Annotated in this window: 10 protein-coding genes; 7 read left to right on the top strand and 3 right to left on the bottom strand. The window is 65.1% G+C overall.

The features are described from left to right. The first annotated feature begins 9 nt into the window (after window positions 1-9). Window positions 10-1359 (top strand): 2-oxoglutarate dehydrogenase complex dihydrolipoyllysine-residue succinyltransferase, encoded by a 1350-nt coding sequence (gene odhB / locus NCW75_10840; protein UYV11792.1) that lies wholly within the window; start codon window positions 10-12, stop codon window positions 1357-1359. 73 nt (window positions 1360-1432) lie between these two features. Here odhB and NCW75_10835 read toward each other — a convergent pair whose 3' ends face one another. Both NCW75_10835 and NCW75_10830 read right to left on the bottom strand, forming a co-directional pair. Next, the gene (locus NCW75_10835) at window positions 1433-1942 is read right to left on the bottom strand and encodes a phosphatidylglycerophosphatase A (protein UYV11791.1); all 510 of its coding nucleotides are present in this window, start codon (window positions 1940-1942) and stop codon (window positions 1433-1435) included. Beyond that, the gene (locus tag NCW75_10830; GenBank protein UYV11790.1) at window positions 1939-2592 is read right to left on the bottom strand and encodes a CDP-alcohol phosphatidyltransferase family protein; all 654 of its coding nucleotides are present in this window, start codon (window positions 2590-2592) and stop codon (window positions 1939-1941) included. Before NCW75_10830 ends, NCW75_10835 begins: the two co-directional genes overlap by 4 nt. A 195-nt stretch (window positions 2593-2787) precedes the next feature. Here NCW75_10830 and NCW75_10825 point away from each other — a divergent pair, with 195 nt between their 5' ends. The 5 genes from NCW75_10825 to NCW75_10805 are packed head-to-tail and all read left to right on the top strand — an operon-like array spanning window position 2788 to window position 9617. After that, window positions 2788-3753 (top strand): NADH-quinone oxidoreductase subunit J, encoded by a 966-nt coding sequence (locus tag NCW75_10825; GenBank protein UYV11789.1) that lies wholly within the window; start codon window positions 2788-2790, stop codon window positions 3751-3753. Continuing rightward, a complete protein-coding gene (nuoK, locus tag NCW75_10820; protein UYV11788.1) occupies window positions 3746-4096 on the top strand; it encodes an NADH-quinone oxidoreductase subunit NuoK in 351 nt (116 codons plus the stop codon). The genes NCW75_10825 and nuoK overlap by 8 nt, the downstream gene beginning before the upstream one ends. Continuing rightward, the gene (locus NCW75_10815) at window positions 4093-6339 is read left to right on the top strand and encodes an NADH-quinone oxidoreductase subunit L (protein ID UYV11787.1); all 2247 of its coding nucleotides are present in this window, start codon (window positions 4093-4095) and stop codon (window positions 6337-6339) included. The genes nuoK and NCW75_10815 overlap by 4 nt, the downstream gene beginning before the upstream one ends. Before the next feature lie 18 nt (window positions 6340-6357). Further along, entirely contained in the window at window positions 6358-7989 is a 1632-nt protein-coding gene (locus tag NCW75_10810) for an NADH-quinone oxidoreductase subunit M (protein UYV11786.1), read from the top strand. Window positions 7990-7994: 5 nt separating this feature from the next. Then, window positions 7995-9617, top strand: a complete 1623-nt coding sequence (locus NCW75_10805) for an NADH-quinone oxidoreductase subunit N (protein ID UYV11785.1) — start codon at window positions 7995-7997, stop codon at window positions 9615-9617. On the opposite strand, the gene NCW75_10800 is transcribed toward NCW75_10805, so the two are convergent. Then, complete coding sequence (locus NCW75_10800; GenBank protein ID UYV11784.1) at window positions 9614-10471, bottom strand: hypothetical protein; 858 nt, start codon at window positions 10469-10471, stop codon at window positions 9614-9616. The two genes, NCW75_10805 and NCW75_10800, sit on opposite strands and share 4 nt — an antisense overlap. Window positions 10472-11287: 816 nt before the next feature. On the opposite strand from NCW75_10800, the gene NCW75_10795 reads away from it, so the two are divergent. Continuing rightward, a complete protein-coding gene (locus NCW75_10795; protein ID UYV11783.1) occupies window positions 11288-21013 on the top strand; it encodes a hypothetical protein in 9726 nt (3241 codons plus the stop codon). The last annotated feature ends 26 nt before the right edge of the window (window positions 21014-21039 follow it).

The following is a 21039-nucleotide window of genomic DNA, read 5'->3' as shown; positions in this document are numbered from 1 at the left end:
GCGCCACAGATGGCAACCAAGATCGTGATCCCCGAAGTGGGCGAGTCCATCACCAGCGGCGTTGTTGCCGCGTGGAGCGTGGCCGACGGCGACTACGTCGAGCGCGACCAGACCGTGCTCGAACTGGAGACCGACAAGATTACCATGGAGGTGCCCGCGCCCGCGGCCGGCGTCATCAAGCACGGCGCGGCCGAGGGCGACGAGGTCGAAGTTGGTTCCAGCGTCGGCGAGATCGACGAGTCGGCCGAGAAGCCTAGCGGCGGCTCTGCTGACAAGGCCGAAGAGTCCAAGCAGCCCGAGGCAACGGCCGAAACCAAGTCTGAGAGTGGCAAGGGCGAGAAGCGGCAGGAGTCGTCTGGCGAATCCAAGAAGAGCGAGTCGACGACCGCGGTCAAGGACAAGCCCGCCGGCGCCGAGCGTGCGCCGCAACCACGCGTTGGTCGCGAAACGCCCGCCCACGCTACGCCCGTTGCCGAGAAGATGGCCGGCGAGCACCACATCGACCTGAACGATGTCGTCGGCACCGGCGCGGGCGGACGCATCCGCGAGCAGGACGTGCTGGCCTATCTCCAGTCGGGCACGCACAGCAACGGTGCCACGAGCAACGGCGCTTCCCACGCTCCGGCGGCCAATTCACGCGAGATCCATCGCGAGAAGATGACCACCCTGCGCCAGCGCGTCGCAAGCCGCTTGGTCGACGCCCAGCAGACCGCCGCGATGCTCACGACCTTCAACGAGGTCGATATGACCGCCGTCATGGGCCTGCGCAAGCAATACAAGGAAGACTTCGAGAAGAAGCACGGCGTGGGCCTGGGGTTCATGTCCTTCTTCGTCAAGGCCGCCGTGCAGGGGCTCAAGGCCTTCCCGCTGGTCAACGGGTTCATCGCCGAGGACGACTCGGGCAAGCCCGTCATCCAGACGCACGACTACTGCGACGTGGCGATCGCCGTCGCCGGCCCCAAGGGCCTGGTCGTGCCCGTGCTGCGCAACGCCGAGGAGATGTCCTTTGCCGGTGTCGAGAGCGGCATCAAGGAACTCGCCGGCAAAGCGCGTGACGGCAAGCTGACCATCGAGGAGATGACCGGCGGCACGTTCACCATCACGAACGGCGGCGTCTTCGGCAGCCTGATGAGCACGCCCATCCTCAACCCACCGCAGTCGGCCATCCTGGGCATGCACACTATCAAGAAGCGCGCCGTCGAGGATCCCGACAACCCGGGCAGCGTTGTGCTGCGGCCCATGATGTACCTGGCCGTCAGCTACGACCACCGCATCGTGGATGGTGCCGAGGCCGTGCAATTCCTGGTGACCATCAAGAACTGCATCGAGAACCCCGAGCGGATGCTCATCGACCTCTGAGCATCAACCCATAGAACAACGAGGCCCGGGTGCAAGCCCGGGCTATTCGTATGGGATCGCTGGAGTTGGGTCGCTAAAACGCGAACGAAAGTACGAACGTGATCCACAGAAGCAGGGCCGCCTGAACACCCGCCGCCAGATCGTCGAGTACCACGCCCCACCCGCCGGGCTTGGCTTGCAGCGAGAACGCCGGCCAGGGCTTTACGATGTCCATTAGGCGGAAGAAGACGAACGCCATGACGAGCGTGCCGACGCGCCCCCACCCCGGGTCGACCACGGGCATCAGCATGAAGCACAGCGCCATGCCCGCCGTCTCGTCGGCCACGACCTGGCTCGGGTCCTTGCGGCCGAACCGCGCCTCGGCCTTGTCGCCCAGCGTTACGCACGCCAGCGTGAAGCCGATGAACACCAGCAGCATCACGAAGCGGAGTGCCAGCGGGTACGCCCCATCGGGCAGCACCAGCAACAGCAGCAACGCGAGCACAAGCGGCGGCAGCGACCCCCACGTTCCGGGGAAGGGCCGCATGTGCCCCAGGCCAAAGGTGGTGACCCATCGAAGGTTGCCGTCGGGTTTGGTGATCACGGGGAGTCCTGTGCCTGGTCGGGCCCGCCCGCTCGGAGGGCCCGGGTGATGTAGGGAGCGGCCGATGCCGCGGTCACGAGGGTAGTGCCCCAAGCCGCCAGCGTGACGGCCCAGCTCGCCCATTCGGGCCGCTGGCTCCCATAGAGCCCGGCCACCAGCAGGCAGCCGGGGATAGCGATGGACTGGATGATCATCTTGGCCTTGCCCGAAAATGAGGCCGAGAAGTCAATACCCCTGGCCTCGAATACCCCCCGGATCGACGTCACCAGCAGTTCTCGTCCCAGAATGACCACGGCCATCCAGCCCGTAAACCCTGCCGCCATCACGAGTTGGCCGCTCTCAGAGATCTCGAACGTCGGCGTGGCAAGCATCACCACCGTGCCCAGCACCAGCAACTTGTCGGCGAAGGGATCCATGATCCGGCCGAACACGCTGACGACCTGCCACTTCCGGGCCAGGTATCCGTCGAGTGCGTCGGTGACGGCCGCCAGCACGAAAAGCCAGACCGCGGCCAGCAAAATCGGCTGCGCATCGGCCGTTCCATAGAGCGGTGGGGCCATGGCCAGTAACGCCACCAGGGCCGCCGCCATCACAACCCGGCCCATGGTCAGGGCGTTGGGGACCTGTCGTTTCCAGGGGTGGCCAGCCACGGGGCCAGCATAGGGCAATGAGGGGCGTCCACTTTCGTGCGCAAGGTGCCGGTGGTGGTCCCGCTTCTGGTGGAAGGTGGATGGCCGTCGATCTACTGTGCGTCCTTCTTTGCTGGCCGGTCTTCGGACCGGCTGGCGGCCCGGGCGCGTTGGCGTGCTGGGTTTCTGGTCGTCTGCCCGGCGTCGCTTATGGACATGATCGTAAACCCCGTGCTGCTGTTCTTGGCTCTGGCCATCGGCGGTGTGGGTGTGGCGTTGTCGGTCCCCCGCCGGAAGTTCCAGGCGAGCCTCATCGGCGGCATCATCGCGGCCACGGGCGTGGGCCTGCTGATCGTCGCCCTGGGCGGCGCGTCGCTGGCAGCCAACGAGGGCCTGCCGAGCCCGGCGTTCCACATCCTGGCGATCATCGCCCTGGGCTCGTGCCTGCAAGTCATCACGCACCGCCGCCCGGTGTACGCGGCGTTGTACTTCATCCTGAGCATCCTCTCGACGGCGGGCATGTACATCCTGTTAGCTGCCGAGTTCATGGCCTTCGCGCTGGTCATCATCTACGCGGGTGCCATCCTGATCACCTACCTCTTTGTCATCATGCTGGCCAGCCAGAGCCGCGTGGAGGGCGAGGAAGAGGGCATGGCCGACTACGACGCCATCGGCCGTGGCCCGATCACGGCCACCCTCGCCAGCTTCGTGCTGCTGGCCACCCTCACCGTCATGCTGTTCTCGGGGATCAACCAGATTCCCGAGCCTTCGCTCGATCGGGTCGCCCAGGCCGAGGTCAGGGTGCTCGAGCGTCTGCCGGGCAAGGTCGAGAAGGTGCTGTACCGCGAGGACCTGATCTCGCTCAACGAGACGGTGGTGCGGCTCGACGAGCAAGGGCTGACCGCCATCGTCGAGAGCCCCGACGGCGGGCAGCGCCAGGTGGTCCTGCCGCCCGACCTGACCTCGACCAACACCGAGGGGCTGGCGTTCAACCTGCTGGGCGACTACCCCGGCACGATCGAGATCGCCGGCGTGATCCTCTTGATGGCCATGCTGGGTGCCGTCGTGCTGGCGCGGAAGTTCGCGCAGATCGACGAGGAAGCCAAGTCGGCCGCCGCGGCCGCCCTGCACGAGAACAGGCCCAAACTCTCGGGCAATGGGGGGGGGCAAGCCAATGGTTGACCTCCTGCTCGCGCAATCGGCCTTCCCCGAAGCCATGGGCCAGGGCGTGCTGGCGCACTACCTGTTCGTGTCGGCCGCGATGTTCACCCTTGGACTCGTTGGCTTCCTGACGCGTCGCAACCTGATCATCATGTTCCTGTGTACCGAGATGATGTTCCAAGCCGCCGGCCTGGCCCTTGTGGCTTTCAGCCGCTACCACCTGAATTATGATGGGCAGACCTTCGTGATCTTCGTGCTCACCGTGGCCGCGGCCGAGGCCGCCCTCGCGTTGGCCCTGGTCGTGTTCCTCTTCCGCAAGCGCGACTCGCTGAGTGCCGAGGCGTGGTCGGAGCTCAAGGGATGAGCATGATGCCCGCTCTGACAACGCTCCTGGCCGCGGCCGATGGCCCATTCATCGCCGAAGGCACCGCTCCGCAGTGGGTCGGCCTGATGGCCGGGCTGCCGTTGCTCGGCGCGGTCCTGTGCGTGCTGTTCGCCTGCTTGAACGTTAAGAGCAAGCTTCCGGGCTACGTGACCGTTGGCCTGCTGGCCGGTGGGTTCGTGACCGCCTTGGCCGCCTTCTTCGGCGGCACCGAGGGCTACGGCGTCGCGACCATCTTCCGCTGGATCCATGCGAGTATTGGTGCCGGCAGCGAGGCGAGCATCGTTGCCAACGTGGCGTACTACATGGACGGCCTGTCCATGCTTTGGATGCTGTTCGTGACCGGGCTGGCGACCGTCATCGGCCTGTATGCCACCGAGTACGTCGAGCACGACAAGGGCCTGGGCTACTGCCGGTTCTTCTTCGCGTTCAACCTGTTCGTGTTCAGCATGGCCAGCCTGGTGATGGCCGACAACCTGCTGCTCCTGTTCCTGGGCTGGGAGGGCGTGGGCCTGTGCAGCTACCTGCTCATCGGGTACTTCTACAAGAAGCCCGAGGCGGTGGCTGCGGCCAAGAAGGCCTTCATCATGAACCGCATCGGCGACCTCGGGTTGCTGATGGCCATCGGCGCGACCTTCGTTGTGTTCGGCACCCTCGAGTTCCGGCCGCTTTTCGAGATGATCTCGACCGGCCTTGACGCGAATGACCAGCCCATCGGTCACACCTGGGTCGTCGTGGTCATCCCGTTGCTGTTCACCGTGGGCGCGTTCGGTAAGAGTGCCCAGATCTTCCTGTACACCTGGTTGCCCGACGCCATGGAGGGCCCGACCCCCGTCTCGGCCCTCATCCACGCGGCGACGATGGTGACCGCGGGCGTGTACCTGGTCGCCCGCATGTACCCGCTGTACGCGGCCGACGACTCGCACATCGCCCTGAGCGTCATCGCCTGGTCGGGCGCCATCACGGCGTTCTGGGCCGCGGCGATCGCCTTCGCCCAGTACGACATCAAGCGGATCATGGGCTACAGCACGATCAGCCAGCTCGGCTACATGTTCGCCGGCCTGGGCGTCATGACGACCACCGGCGCGGTGTTCCACGTGCTCACCCACGCGTTCTTCAAGGCCACGCTCTTCCTGTGCTGCGGTGCGGTGATGCACGGCTTCGCGGGCCAGCTCGACATGCGCAAGCTCAGCGGCGTGGGCTCGATCCCCGGCTTCAAGCTGGTCGCCATCGCCATGCTCATCGGCTGCCTGAACCTGGCCGGCCTGGCGGGCACGGCGGGCTACTTCAGCAAGGACATGATCCTGGCCGAGGCGTTCGTAACCTCGGGCGACCTTATCTTCCTGCCCTGGGCGGTCGGCCTGCTCATGCTGCTGACGGCCCTGATGACGGCGTACTACACGTTCCGCGTGTTCTTCCGCGTATTCGTCGGGCCCGTGAAGTACGAAGCCGGCGATGATCATCATGGTGATGACCACGACGCCGCGGGCGATGGGCACGGCGACGACCACGGCTTCCACCCGCACCCGCCACGCTTCGCCATGAACGCGGCCATCGCGCTGCTGGCCATCGGCAGCATCGCGGCCATCCCGCTGTACTTCGTGAACGCCGAGGACCACGGCTGGACGGGCTCGATGGTGCATGACTCCTCGGCGGCCTTTGCGGCTCCCCAAGTGCATCACGACGACGGTGAGCCGCACGCGATGCTGACGCCCGAGGTCGTGCCCGTGTCGATAGGGGCCGCGCCCGAGGGCGAGGACGCCCACCACGGCGACAACCTGGGTCTGGGCCTCGACCCGCACAAGGCGATGTACGTCGTCTCGGGCATCATCGGCGTGCTGGGCATCGGCCTGGCCGCGTTCTTCCACGGGCCCAAGGGCATCGGCGGGCTCTTCCTGGGCAACCGCACCGACACGAGCAGCCCGCGCATGGACGCTGTGGCGCGTCGGTTCGGGCCGCTGCCTCGGTTCGCCGAGCGGAAGTACATGGTCGATGAGCTGTACGACAGGGCGATTGTGAAGCCCTTGCTGGTGTTCAGCCACGTCTTCCACGCGTTCGACAAGCTGGTGATCGACGGGCTGGTCGACCTGTTCGGCTCGCTGCCCCGCTGGCTTGGCTCGCTGCTGCGGCCGTCGCAGGATGGCATGCTGCACGGTTATGCCACCGGCATGGTGGCAGGGTCAGCGGTGCTCTTGTTGCTGGTTGTTTTGGTGGCGTTGTTGTGATCGAGGGGATGGACTGAATTGAGCCTGCTGCACCTGCTCATCCTGATGCCCCTGCTGTTCGCCGGTGCCATCGCATTTGCGCCGTCGAAGCACGCGCGCACGATCGCGACCATCGGCTCGCTGGTGCCCCTTGGCCCGATGCTCGTCGCGCTCATCCGCTTCGATTGGGCCAACGGCGGGGCGATGCAGTTCGCGGCGAGTTACGACTGGATCCCCGACATGGGCCTGCGGCTGGGCGTGGGTGTCGATAGCGTGGCATTGCTGCTCATCACGCTCACCGTGCTGCTCGGGCCGATCTGCGTCATCGGCAGCTACACGGCGATCAAGGACAACCCAAAAGTCTTCTACGGCTGGCTCACGGGCCTGCAGGCCGCGATGATCGGCGTGTTCGCGGCCACCGACCTGGTCGTGTTCTACATCTGCTTCGAGTTCACGCTGCTGCCGTTGTACGTGCTGATTAATCTGTACGGATCGAGCAACCGCAAGCGGGCGGCGACCAAGTTCTTCCTGTACACGTTCACGGGCTCGATCATCGCGCTGGCGGGTTTGGTGTACGTGGTGTTCCACCACCGCGGTATCGAGGGTGTGTGGACGTTCGACATCCCAACACTGGCAACCACCGCGATGGGCATGCCCGTGCAGGCCCAGGCGTTGGTGCTGCTGGCGCTCATGCTGGGCTTCGCGGTGAAGGTGCCGCTGTTCCCGGTGCATACCTGGCTGCCCCTGGCGCACACCGAGGCACCCACGGCGGGCTCGGTCATCCTGGCCGGCGTGCTGCTGAAGCTGGGCACCTACGGCATCTACCGCTTCGTGCTGGGCTTCGTGCCCGAGGCCGTCATTGCGTACGCACCCTTCATCGCGGTGCTGAGCATCATCGGCATCATCTACGCAGGCCTGATCTGCTGGGTGCAGAAGGACGTCAAGAAGCTGGTGGCCTACTCGTCGGTGAGCCACCTGGGCTTCTGCGTGCTGGGGCTCGTCGCGCTCAACAACATCGGGCTCACCGGCTCGGTCTTGTACATGATCAACCACGGCCTGTCGACCGGGGCGCTGTTCCTATGCATCGGCATGGTCTACGAGCGCTTCCACACCCGCTCGATGGACGAGCTGGGCGGGCTGGCGAGCACGATGCCCATCTGGTCGTCGTTCATGGTGTTCTTCGTGATGGCGTCGGTTGGGCTGCCAGGGCTCAACGGCTTCGTCAGCGAGTTCATGTGCATCATCGGCACGTTCCAGAGTTCGCCCGCCTGGGTGCTCGAGGGGCGAGCCGGTGCCGCTGGTGGTTCGCTCGGCCCGTGGTTCGCCTTCGCGGCGGGTTTCGGTGTCATCGTCGCGGCGATGTACCTGCTCTACATGACCGGGCGCATCGTGTGGGGCACCCCAAAGCAGCCCGCCGGGCATGACGACGAGCACTCCGAGCTTCCCACCGACCTGAACACGCGAGAGATCGGCTTGCTGACCGTGCTGGCCGTCGCTTGCCTGGGCCTTGGTGTTTATCCCACGCCGGTGATCGAGGCCATCGAGCCCTCGGTCGAACGGACCTTGGCTCCCTATCAGGACTTGCTGAAGGCGCACGCCGCCGAGGTGGGCGTGCGGCACGAGCCGGCGCCAGAGCCCGCGCACGCCGGAACCGACGAAGGGGGGCACTGATCGCCATGGCCGACAAGATCGCCCTCATCTGGCCCGAGATCGCGTTGTTCGTCACGACGTGCATCGTGATGATCCTGGGATTGTCGCCGAACAAGCAGTGGCGCACGCTGTGCCTGCCCGCGTCGATGGCCGGGTTAGCAGTGGCGGGTATTTTGGCGGTGCTTGGCATGACCAGCGGCTCGCCGCAGGGCGACACGATGCTGCCCAACCTGCCGGGCTTCGTCAAGGTCACCGTCGCGGGCGTGGGGCTGCTGCTCCTGATGCTCCAGGGCGGCTTGATCGACCGGCGTGAAGAGGCGCTGGTGGCTTCGGGCCGTGAGTTCAGCCCGCTGCGGACGAACCGGGCCGAGTACTTCTCGCTCGTGTTGTTCTCGCTGACGGGCCTCATGCTGTGCGTGTCGGCGAGCGACCTGATCTGGTTGTTCCTGGCGCTCGAGCTGACCAGCCTGCCGACGTATGTCATGGTCGCGATGAGCAGCTCGCGCGGCCGGGCACAAGAAGCGGGCGTGAAGTACTTCTATCTTGGAGCGCTCGGCGCGGCCACGTTCCTGTACGGTTTCGTGATGCTCTACGGCGGCACGGGCACGCTCAAGCTCGGACCCATGGCCGGGGTTATCGCGGCCGAGGGTATCAATAACATCACCATGATCGGCCTGCTGCTATCGATCGCCGGGCTGGCGTTTAAGATCGCCGCCGTGCCGATGCACTTCTACACGGCCGACGTGTACCAGGGGGCGGCGTCTCCGGTCACGGCGTTCCTGGCCTTCGTGCCCAAGACGGCGGGTTTCGTTGGGCTGCTGCTGATTTGCTCGGTGGTCGGATGGTCCTATGGCGAGAGTGGCACGGCGCTGCCCGAAGCAATGCGCATCATGCTCTGGGTGATGGCCGCCGTCACCATGACCGTGGGCAACGTGCTGGCCCTCATGCAGAGCTCGGTGAAGCGGATGCTGGCCTACTCGTCGATCGCGCACTCGGGCTACATAATCGTGGGCCTCTTGGCCGGGCCGGGCGACGGCACGTTTGGCGGCAGCGGCGTTTCGGCGGTGCTGTTCTACCTGGCTGCGTATGGCGTGACGAATACGGGCGCCTTCGCGGTGATCGCCTGCCTCGAGAAGCGGGCGGCCGACCGCGGCGAGCCGATGGAGGTCGAGGACTTCGACGACCTGCGCGGCCTGTGGCGGCGCGAGCCGGCGTTGGGCGTGGTGCTGGCCATCGTGTCGCTCAGCTTGCTCGGCTTCCCGCCGTTGCTCGGTTTTATGGCCAAGCTGCCGCTGTTCACTTCGGGCATCGCCGCGGGCGAGATTGCCCTCGTGGTCATCCTGGGCCTGAACTCGGCCATCGCGGCCTTTTATTACCTGCGGATCTTCAAGGCCGCCATGATCGACGACGCCAAGGGCATGGCCGATTCGCCCGATCGCCCCATGCACCATCCGGCGTATGGGCTTCGGTTGATGACCGGCGGGATCTCCGCGGTGGGCGTGATCGCTCTGGCGCTGCTGACCGGCCAACTCGCCGGCGGCGCGACCAACGCGGGCATCTACGCCGACCCTGGAAGTGATGTCGTTGATGGCCCGATCACCGTGCAGACCGAGCCGGTTGAGCCGGAAGCCGAAGCCCCGAGCGCCTAGCTCTCGGCGACCTTGCGGACAACCAGCCGCTGGATTCCTAAACCAACCACACCGAGCACGAGCCAGGCGAGCAGCCAGGCCTGGGTCGGTGTTTCTTCGATCGGCAGCGGCGTGCCAGCGGCGGCCTGGATCTGGATCGCGCCCAGCGGCCAGATCGCGGCACCCATGAAGGCGGTGGTAGCGCTGGCGACTCGGGCGGGCCAGATGGCCCCGAGCATCGCACCCATCAAACCGGCGGCGATGATGGCCAGCGCGGCTTGGCCTTGGAACTCCTCAGGCACGCGGTCCCAGGCGGCCTCGGCCTGGTCAGCAATGGCCTGGGTGCTCAGAGGGGATGCGGTGTCCGATGCGGGCGTGTCGACGGCTTGCGATTCGGCGACATCGACGGGTTGGTCAAAGCCAGTTTGTGAGAACGCCACCGGTTGCAAAGATGCGGTCGGTGTCGGCGTTGGTTGGGGCGTTGGGGTTTGTGGCGGCAGGTGCGGTGTGACAAGAACCGCGATGCCCGCGGCGGCGGCGGCGGCCGTGACACCCGCGGCGGCGGACACGACCAATCGCATGGCGACCAGGGCGATCACGACACCGAGCGCGGCACCACCAGCGCCGGCGATGAGCGGGCCGGGGATGCCGGCGGCGTCGGGAACGCTGACGTTATTGGCCAGGGTGAAGCCGGCGAAGAGGCCGGCCGTGCCGCCTGCGGCGGCGAAGGCGAGGCTGACCGCACGCGCTCCGGCGGCCCAGAGCATGATGCCCACCACGATGGCGATGCCGGCTAAGAGCGTGGCATCGGCGGACCCGCCCGCCATCAGCAGGCGTTCGACAAGCCCATCGGATTGTCCGACTCCGGAGAGCAACGGGTGCCTCCCTCTCTCCCGGCACGTCCTATAAGGATCGTGTGCGGGTCCCCATACGATACGCGTCTTCCTGTCGGTTAGATCGGTCGGCTCGGGAAATGGCCTAGCCGGTTTGCCAGCCGGCTGGCCGGAGTTGTCTGGCTGGCGCGATTCGCTCGGTTGTTCGCGGAATCTTGCGGACTATCGGTCGGCTGCAACCATCTGGATTGCCCGGCGTACAAGAGTGCATGGCTTGGGTCGGCCCCCCGTCGACCCCGCCCGAGGGCCCGCCGACCCCCGCTTGTCGGCAGCGTGGCCCGAAGGTGAGCACCCCAATGACCAGGTTTTTAGAATTGATGGTTGGTCTTGGATTGCTTGGGCCCGAAGTTTGTACGGATAAAGGCCGGTCGGGGTGGACGCCTCACCGGTGTGTTCCCGATCCGGGAGGCTCGCAGATGATCGGCTTGACGGAAGACGCCCAGTGGTGGTCCGATCGATTCCTTGAATTGATGGCCGAACGCCCGGCATCGGGGCTAGCCTCGCGGGGAATGGTCTGATATGCTTGTTGGCTCTGGTCCGCGGGTGGATGTGCCGCGGCCGAGCTTGGGATGGACCCCAACGCATCCGAGTGGTAGACGGCTGGCGCGGTGCCCCGTTCTGCCCGGCCCTCCCGGCCCTGGGAGCGGCCCGCGACGACGCCCACGGGCGTGCGTCGCAGTCGAGTGATCCACCCCGGATGACTCGATCACGCCGGCCACCAGCCCACCCCGGCCGGTTTGGAAGCCCCGAAGAAACCACCGCGTGTTGCGGTGTTGCAACAGCCAGCGAGGAGCGGTCATGAAGCCCAACCGCCGTGCAAAGACCCGCCCGTATGTTCGCCGTCGTTCGCTCGTGCAGGATGCCGCCCACGGGGCCGCGTCTCGCCTTGCCGGCCTTGCCGGCCGGGCCAGCCGCCCGGACGTCGAACCGCTCGAACCGCGTCAGTTGCTCTTCGCGCTGACGATCGATCCGTCGAGTGTCGACCCGACGACTGGGATTGGCTTTGCGCAGGCGTACTTCGGCTACACGATCCCGTACCTGCTCTCTCCCGATGCTCCCGACATGCTCGAAGATGACGAGGTTGTCGAAGAGAACTTCGATGACGCCGGTGCCGCGGGCACACCGATCATCTCTCAAACGGTGCTTCCCGATTCCTTGCTCTTCGTTCGTCACAACATCGCGCCGACTGCCGATTTCCGGTACGTGCTCCCCGCTGGTGTGGTCGACCCCCAGGACGACGCTCGCGAGGTCGAAGTGCTGCTGCAAGAGGGTGAGCAGTTCACCTTCTCGTTCCTGAACTCCGAGGACGATCGGCAGTTGTTCCGAGGCATCCGGAGCTTCTCGATCGACTTCCTCCCGTCGCTCATGAGTACGCAGGGATTGGATCTCGAGAACACGCGGGTCTCGCTGCTGTTCCGCGGTGAGGTCGTCGATTCGTTCGAGGGCCGGGACGAGCTGGCGAACTTCCGAACCGGCGGAGGCGGGCCGAGCGATGGCATCGGCACGTTCGTGTTCTCGCTGCCTCCGGAAGTGTCCGGCGAAGCCACACCCGCGTTCGACGCGATCCGCTTCGAGTCCATCGGCGGGCCGAGCGATCGCTTCCGGTTCGACAACGTGTCGGCCGCTCTGCCTCCTGGCAATTTTGTCGATCTGATCGAGACCCGTATCTTCGGGGCGGTGGTCAGCATCGCCGGCACGGCGGGGACGACGGCCAATTTCTTCGACCTGTACGGCCGACCGATTTCGGCGACGATCGCGCTGGGTGTGCCCGAGAACGGCACGCTGACCATCGTGGACCCCAACGACGACGGTCGCCCCGAGTTCAACGATGGCATCGGTCGCATCGTCTTCACGAACGCGGACGAGGCTACGACGCTGACGATGTTCGGTGCGAACATCGAGGCCGGTGAGCCCGACCCCGACGCCGACTTCTCTCAGTTCGGGTTCACGCTCAACGTGATCGATGACCTGACCCAATTGGCCGACGACTTCGAGTCCGCCGGTTTTGGCTTCCGACTGGTTCCTGGTGGTGACCGCGAGGTCGATGGCCTCACCCCCACGGCTGGATCGGTGATCATCGGTTCGCCGTACGTGCGGGACATCTCGACCACTTCGGCGTACGACCCGTTCGGGGCGGCAGTCCAGGGTTCGTTCGTTAATCCCGATCAGGGGATTTTCGCGCTCGGAACACAGAACGTCGGCACGATCAACGTGCACGGGTTGCTGTTCGGCTCGTCGGTGTTCAATGGGGCCGCGAACCAGCTCGGATTCGGTTCGCTCCTGGGCTCGATTACGGTCAAGGGTGACCTTGGCTCGCTGACGTCGAGTTCTGACGCCGGCCTGTGGTCGGGCGATGACAGCAACGTGATCACCAAGACCGGGGCGCAGCTCCTTGTGGAGCGCACGCTCGGGCAGGTCCACATCGCCGGGCGTTCGCTGATGGACACGACCGTGGTCGGTGAGTTGGCCTCTTCGGTGCTAAGGCAGCCGCGAGATGTCGTGCGGTACGTCGAGTTGGAATCCCCGCTGGGCATCGATACTGCCGACGACAACAATACCCAGACCACGATCCGGGCCCAGTTGTTGGGCGGCACGATCGAGACGTCTTCGGCCGCCATTTCGGACTCGGTCGGCTTCACGTTCTTTACGGACGTCACGCCGGTCTTTGGAGCGCAGTACTTCCGCAACGACTCGATCGGCAGCGCCGAATTCATCGGGAACGTCGGCAGCCAGGTGCAGATCGTGGGCGACCTGAGCTTTGGTGATCCGGTCAACACCGGCGAGGACAACGTCGACGTGTTCGCGATCCCGTTGGATGGCAGCCGGCCTGTGGTGGTCGAGGGCGTGCCCGACGATCCCAGCTTCGAGTTCCGCCTGGTCGATGCGCGTGGACGCCAGGTGTCGGGGGTCAGCGCCGACGAACAGTTTACCAATACTGGCCGGTATTTCATGGAGTACCAGCCTGAGTACGCCGGGGTGTATTACCTGGTCGTGTCGACCATTGCCACGGGGAGTGTGACCACCGGCGGCTTCTACGCCTTGAACGTCTCGGGCATGGCCCCGGTGACGCTTGGCGCGTACCGGACGGCCTCGGGCATGGGCTTCCCGGCTGACACGCTGGGCCCGGGCGTGTCGGGCGTCAGTACGAGCCTTTCGCTCAACGTGCTCTCGGGCTCGGTGGGCTCGATCCGGGCGGGCACCCACCTGCTCGACGGGGCCGGTGGCGATACCAGCGCCGACGACAACATCAATTTCAGCGACGATGACACCGGCGCTGGCCAACCCGATGACCAACGCGCGAACCTTGCGGGCGGCAGCTATACCATCGCCGGCAGCCTGCTTGAGCTCTATGCCGGTTCGGATATCGAAACGGACTCTGTCTCGCTGATCTTCCAGGTCGGCGGCGATCTTGGCTACGTCGTGACGGGCCAATCGGAGGTCATCGGCACTGGCCCCACCGAGGGCGACCTCTACTCGGGTGCCGGTTCGATTCTCTTTAACATCTCGGGCAGCATCGGCTACATGGATATCTCGGGGGCGATTGGCCTCGATTACGATTTCGATCAGCAGGCCCTGCCCCAGGCGAGCCCGGCCGACTCGATCGTGATCCGCTCGGGCTCGGGCGGTGGCCGTGGTGACATCGGGTTTATCCGGGTCGGATCGCACGTGGCCAGCGACTCGTTGAGCATCATCACGAGCGCGGGCTCGACGGTCGGTGGCTTCGCGGTTTCCCAGGATGTGGACTTCTCCGACGAAGACGTCATCGTGGGTATCGACTCGGATGTTCGCACGTCGAGCCAGGGCGTGAACTTCGACCTTGGCCCGGGCAGCGACATCCGGTTCGTGGACACGCCGAACATCACCAACACCTTCGGCGTCGATGCCGGCATCGATCTGATCATCGGCGAGTCGGTGGAACTCGTCGACGACGCCGGCGGCCGATTCACCGTAAGCATCGACGGGGCCGGTCCCGCCGGCTCGATCGTCGGATTCCTGCGGTTCATTGGCATCGATTCGGCCGAGGGCGTGGCTCTGGCGACCATCGAGGCCGATCTGAGCGGAAACCGAACCCTCAACATCAACACGCTCCAGGGCTCGCCCGATGACGTGATCAGCATCGGCCGGATCGACATCACGGGAGCGGCGGCGCAGTCGTCTATCGAGATTTCTGGTGAGGTCCAGGTTGATATCTGGCAGATCCTGCAATCGGGTGGTGCCGCGTTTGATTCCATCCGGAACAACACACCGCTTGGTGACATCGTGGCGATCGATGTGGTGGGCATCAACGAGGTGCAGATCATCGGCGACCTTGGTCGCACGCAGCTCCCGTCGGTTGGCCCGCGCCGGATCTCGCCCTTCGTGGGCATCGGTGACAACCAGATCCAGGGCATCGGCCGCGACGACACGTTTGACCTGCCCGGGGCCGTGATCGACCCCGATTGGGGTGGTTCGGTGTACCGGCCCGTGGGCGACAACGCGTATCCCGGGGGCGGTGCGTACCTGACCGATGTGGGCTCGCCTTTCGATCCGTACCTCGATGGCCTGTTCGTCCGCACGGGCAACCTGACGCAGCTGCGCGTGGGTGGTGGTGTGGGCGACGTGATCCTGAGCCCCACGGGTGTGATCCAGGACCTGGTGGTCAATGCCCAGATCGGCACACCCGCCGGGCAGACGCCGGGTGCTTTCGATGGCATCTTCGGCACGATCTACGCTGGCGACATCATCGACATCGATGTTGGTATGGGCTTAGCGCAACGCACCCAGAACAGCCTGTCGACGACCGGTATCTTCGCGGTCGACGACATCGACAACCTGGAGGCTCGTAACGCGACCTTGTCCAGCAGCATCGTTGCTGCGAACAACGTGTTCGAGGGTGGCGCGAATCCCTTGAGCGGCATCGACGACATCACACTGATTAATAGCAATATCACCGACGCTTACATCGGTGCGACCAACCTGGACGAATTCTGGGTCAGCGTGAACTACGCGGACGCCTTCCTCCGCACCGGCGAGATCCGGGTCATCAGCAGCGATATCGATTCGTCGATCTTCCGCACGAGCATCGCGGCATTGAGCGCCGAAGACTTCCAGTTCAACGGGAATATCGACGCCGTCCAGATGTCATTCAACAATTCGGTCGAGACCATCCAGGCCGGCAACATCGTGAACAGCACCGGCGGCGGCACGCCCCGAGAAGTCTACCGGTCCTTCATCAGCATCGGTGGTGATCTGGATTCGCTGATCGTCGGCCAGGGCGGCGGGGCTACCTCTGAGAATGGCGTGTTCGCTGACACGTTCCTCGAAGTGAACGGCGAGGTCCGTGAGTCGATCAACGGCCGGCTGTTCCAACGGTCGGACATCCGCGTGGCTGGCACGATCCGCGCGTTCGATGCCACGAACATTCGGTCGACCCAGATCATTACCGGTCAGCTGACGATGATGACCGTAGCCGAGGCCATCCGCGCTTCGGAGATCAACGTCTCGGGCCCGCTGGTGAGTCTCATGGCCGAGCAGATCACGGCGACCAACATCAACGTCACCGGTCCCGATGGCCGCCTCGACCTGCTGCAGGTGGCCAGCCTCTTCGACGGCGAGATCCTGGCCACCGGCCCGGTGACCCGCATCGAGGCCACCGCCGGCGACCTGCGCGGCTCGCTCGAGACACGCACGCCTCGCGGCACGGTCGCCAACCTGGTGGCTTCGCGCGACATGCTCATGAGCACCGACATCAGCGGTACGCTGAGCAACCTGACCGTGGGCCGCAACCTGGGCGACATCAACGATCCTGGCGTGCTGCTCATCCGCGGCGACCTGGCGGGCATCGAAGTCGCCAATGGTGGGTTGTACTCGGATATCCGTGTGGCTAATGCCATCACGGGATCGATCCTCATCGGGGCCCGACCCGGCCTGCCCGGCAATAACCTCGTCCCCTCTGGTTCGATCGAGGCCTACGGCCGCATCGAGTCGGTCGTGGCCAACGGCGATTATGCCGGCGACATCATGAGCTTCTCGGGCGGCATCGGCAGCGTCACCATTAATAACGGCTCGCTGTTGCCTGGCGGTTCGGTGTCGGCCTTCAACGGCGATATCGGCAGCCTGGTCATCAACGCCGGTCACCTGCTTGGCGACGTCCATGCCGACCGGAACATCTTCAGCATCACCGTCAACGCCTCCGAGGATGGCGTGTTCGGTGATATCGGCATCAATCCCGCGCTCTCGAGCTTCGTGGCTGCCGAAGCCCTTCGCAACCAGCTCCCGCCGAATGTGGGCATCAGCGCGGGCTTCGACGGCCCGAGCATCACCGCCGGTCGCGACATCGGCGTGGTCACCGTGACCAACGGCTCGGTGTTCGAGGCCGTCTTCCATGCGAAGAATGCCATCGGACAGATCAACGTCAACGGCGAGGGCAACATCGCCAACGACCCCAACACCACCGGCTTCGGCACGCAGATCGTGGCCGGCAACTCGGTGGGCATGGTCACAGTTTCCGGTTCGGCCGCGAACCTGCTGGTGGCCGGCGGCATCTACGACCTGGGTACCGACGGTCGCGCGGGCGGAGTCGGCCTGGCCGAGGACGTGACCAAGGCCGGTCGCGTCCGGCAGGTGACCATCGCCGGCGACGCCACCGACGTTGCTGTGTCCGCGGGCATCGTGGCCGGGGCCGATGGCATCTACAACACCGCCGACGACCTGCACACGCTGGGCGTTTCGGTCATCGACGGCGTCACCGTGAACGGTACCGTGACGAACGTGAGCGCCCACGCCGATACCGGTTTGCCCAATCGCAGCGCCGGCATCACCACGGGCGGCCAGGCCACCCCGGTGGTGGGCGATAGCCTTGCCACTCTGTCCTTCGTTGCCGACCAGAGTTCCTTCGACTTTTCGACCCTGGGCGAGGTCATCGCCTCTGGCACGTCGATCAGCTTCACCCGCGGCGCGGCGTCTGGCACGATCAGCTTCAGCGGCCCGGGCACGGCCGTGTGGGATGCCGCTGGCGGCCACCTCCTGCTCATCAGCACGGGCATCAACAGCAACGTCACCATCACCAGCGACACAGGCGCCCTGGAAGACTTCAGCATCCTAAGCAACGACGACGCGTCGATGGGACGCATCGAGGTTCAGGCGGTGATGTTCGGCAACTCGAACATCGTCGTCGACGGCTACGCCCGCGAGATCGTATTGGATGGCTTCCAGGGCTCGGGCAACATCCTCGTCGGTAACGACGTCCAATTGCTCGAGACCGGCTCGCTGCTGACCAGCGGCACGATCAGTGCCACGCTGCTCCGCCAGCTCACCGTCAACGGCGATCTCGGTGGATCGACCCCGCAGCTCCCCGGCGAGTTCGTGACGCCCACGCTGCAACTCTTTGGCACCGAAGGCATCACCGTGCAGGGCTCGATGCGGGCCAACATCAGCGTCGACAATGGCATCCGTGGCGCCCTCTTCGTCAACGGCTCGATCAACAACAGCTCCATCCGCTCGGGCAACGGCATCACCAGCGTGACCGCGTTCGACATGTCGGGCACGACCATCTCGGCGGCCAACAACATCGGCAGTGTGGACATCACCGCCAACGTGCTGGCCAGCCTGATCATGTCTGGCACCGACCTTGGCCGAGATGCGGCCTTTGGCGGCGAGGGTGCGAATGCCGACTCGACCAACGGCGGCAACATCGGTTCGGTGACCGTTGGCGGTAACTTCCTGCAGAGTTCGATCAGCGCGGGCGTGCTCCGAGGGGTTGATGGCTTCCTGGGCACTACCGATGACATCGTCTCGGGCGGACGCTCGGACATCGGCTCGGTCACGATCGGCGGCACGCAGGTCGGCTCGAACCGTGGTTCGGAGACCTTCGGCGTGTTCGCCACCGGAACCATCGGCGGCGTCACGGTGAACGGTGAGGCCACGACCCAGCAGCGCAACTTCACCGTGTCAACGCTGGCGACACTGCCCCAAGTCGTGCAGGTGAACGACATCGAGGTTGTTTTTGATGGCGGCATCTACATCGCCCGTGTCTTCTTTAACCAGGAGATGAACGCCCAAACCCTGCGTGACGGGCTGATCATCAGCGAAGTCCGCGACGGCGGCATCGTGAAGATCCGCCTCGATGAGGGCCAGGATTACCTGTTCGAGTACGACTCGGCCGAAAACGCCGCGGTCATCACGTTCTCCGATATCGTGACCCGTCGCGACCTGCCGCAGCTCCCGGGCGTGGCCGGCCCGGGCCTGTATCGCTTCGAACTCGATCCCGACGTGGTGCGTGGACAGAACGCCGCCGCTCGGTTGGATGCCGACGGCGACGGGTTTGCCGATCCCGATCGGTTCTTCGCGGGCGACGCGTTCGTTGGCGACGTGGGCGACAAGATCACGCCAAACGTGGTCACCATCGACCGCGGATTCCTTGGCCCGGGCCGGGTCGACTTCTACGGCCCCGGCAACCTGGATACGGCCCTGGACAGCAAGTTCCAGCCCGACGCCCTTCCCGACACCAACACGGTCTACACGCTTCGTGGCTTCATCGGCGACCACCCCGATACCGATGCCCAGGCCTTCTCGCTGGCCAGCGACGTGGACCTGTACTCCATCACACTCCAGGCCGGGCAGATCCTGCAGGTTGGTGCGAACACGGGTTCGGCGTTCAACGCGTTCATCGACTTCTTCTCGCCCGGGCAGAACCCCCAGCTTGGCATCGACACCGCCAGCGTGACGCTGCCTGCCGAAACCAGCCAACTCCGCGAGGGCGTGGTGACGTTCGGCAACAACTACCTGATCACCCAGACGGGTACGTTCTTTATCGCGGTGTCCAACACGACCGATTCGAACACGCCGTTCGATCCAGCCGTGGTGGAAAACATTGCTCCTGCGGCTGGCATCGTCGGAAGCTACTCGATTACGCTCAACGTCTTTGACGATGGCGATTCGGGCTTCAGCGCCAGCACCAACGCCGGCAATGGCCGCGACCTTGTGGAAGCGCCCTTCGCCCAATCGTTCTCGGGTGTGGATGGCGTTCTGGGCTCCGACGACGATCGGGCGTCCGTGACGATTGGCGCGTACACCTTCACACGCAATGCCGAGACCGGTGTGATCACCGGCACCGACGGAGACGGCGTCGTGTCCTCGCGATTGCCAAGCGGTGTGAGCCTGATCGAGGTGACTTCGGCCATCGGCGAGACGGGTGCCAGCGGCGTGCCCGGCCTGATCGCTCCCGATGTGGACGTCTTCCACCTCAACAACCGCCAGGCCATCCAGGCGGGCGACGAGTTCCGCCTGACGGTCAAGCTCTCGGAGACCGGTGCCGACCTCGGCGGCCGGCAGGCCGTGGGCACCCTGGACACCATCCTCCAGGACTTCTCCGGCGCGGTGCAGTTCGGCCTGTTCAACACGACCAATTCCACGGGCGTGGGCGACGGTGAAATCGTCTTCTCGCCCAGCGAGTTCGCGACGATCTCGGGCACGGGTTCGGAGGTCTTCGCTCAAGACGACCTGCTGACCTACGGCACGGACGAGAACGGCGACTTCTTCATCGTCGCCCAGGCACCAGAGACGGGTACCTACGCCTTCTATATCCAGGGCGTGTTCAACGCCGATTATGTTGTCGAGATCGAGCGCACGCGTCGCGGCCCAAGTGTTGCGGCCTTCGCTGGCCCCGATGGCACGTTCGGCACCTTCGACGATCCCCAGCGCATCGTCGAGGGCCGATTCCGATACACGCTCAACGTGGGTGCCGATGGCATCCGCGGCACCGGCGACGACTCGGTGTCGGGCGAGATCCAGACGCAGAGCCAGAACGTACTGCTCGAGTTCAACGGCGGTAGTGTCGATTGGCTGGAGGTTGGCGGCGTTGAAACCGACCTGCTGCCCTTCTCCAGTCGTGCTCTGGGCTTCAGCGGCACGATCGATGGCCTGCCTGTCGACACGTTCGTCCAGCGCGAGCTGGTCGATAACCTCAACGACATCTTCCAGGGTGCCGGCTACGACATCACGTTCTCGGGCAACGCGAGCGCCTTCCAGGGCCAAGACTTCTCGACGGTCTTCGTGACCGACTCGAATGATCCGATCAACTTCACCTTCTCGGCCGATCCGCTCAGCTTCTTCTTCAACCCGTTCGACTTCGGTGTCGGTGGCTTCGGCCTTGGCTTCGAGGAGATCTACGGCTATGCCGAGCGGTCCGATCCGTTCAATGCCGACCGCAACGACGAAGCCGCGGTCTTCGTGCCACAGCTCACCGCCCTTGGCTTCAACCCCTCGGACGCCGAGGTGCGCGATCTGACCGACGCGCTGTCGGCCGCCGTTGGCCGCCGTGTTGGAGAGTTGCTCGGCTTGCGGGCAACGTTCCAGACCGGACTGGGTGCGAACGTCGACGTGTTCGCGGCCAATAGCCCGGGCAACCTGCCCACAGGCGACTACATCATCCCGGCGTTTGCCCGTCCGTTGTCGAGCCGCTTCGATCAGTTGGAAGACACCCAGTTCTTCCTGGGCCAGCAGAACTCGCAGTCGCTGCTCGATTCGATCCTGTCTCGCCTCTGAGCCCTCGCGGCTGATTGACAAGCCCA

It is taken from the genome of Phycisphaera sp., from assembly GCA_025916675.1.
Taxonomy (GTDB): Bacteria; Planctomycetota; Phycisphaerae; order Phycisphaerales; family UBA1924; genus JAHCJI01.
Note: the sequence above shows the minus strand (reverse complement) of the source record. Positions and strands in the feature narration are given on the sequence as shown.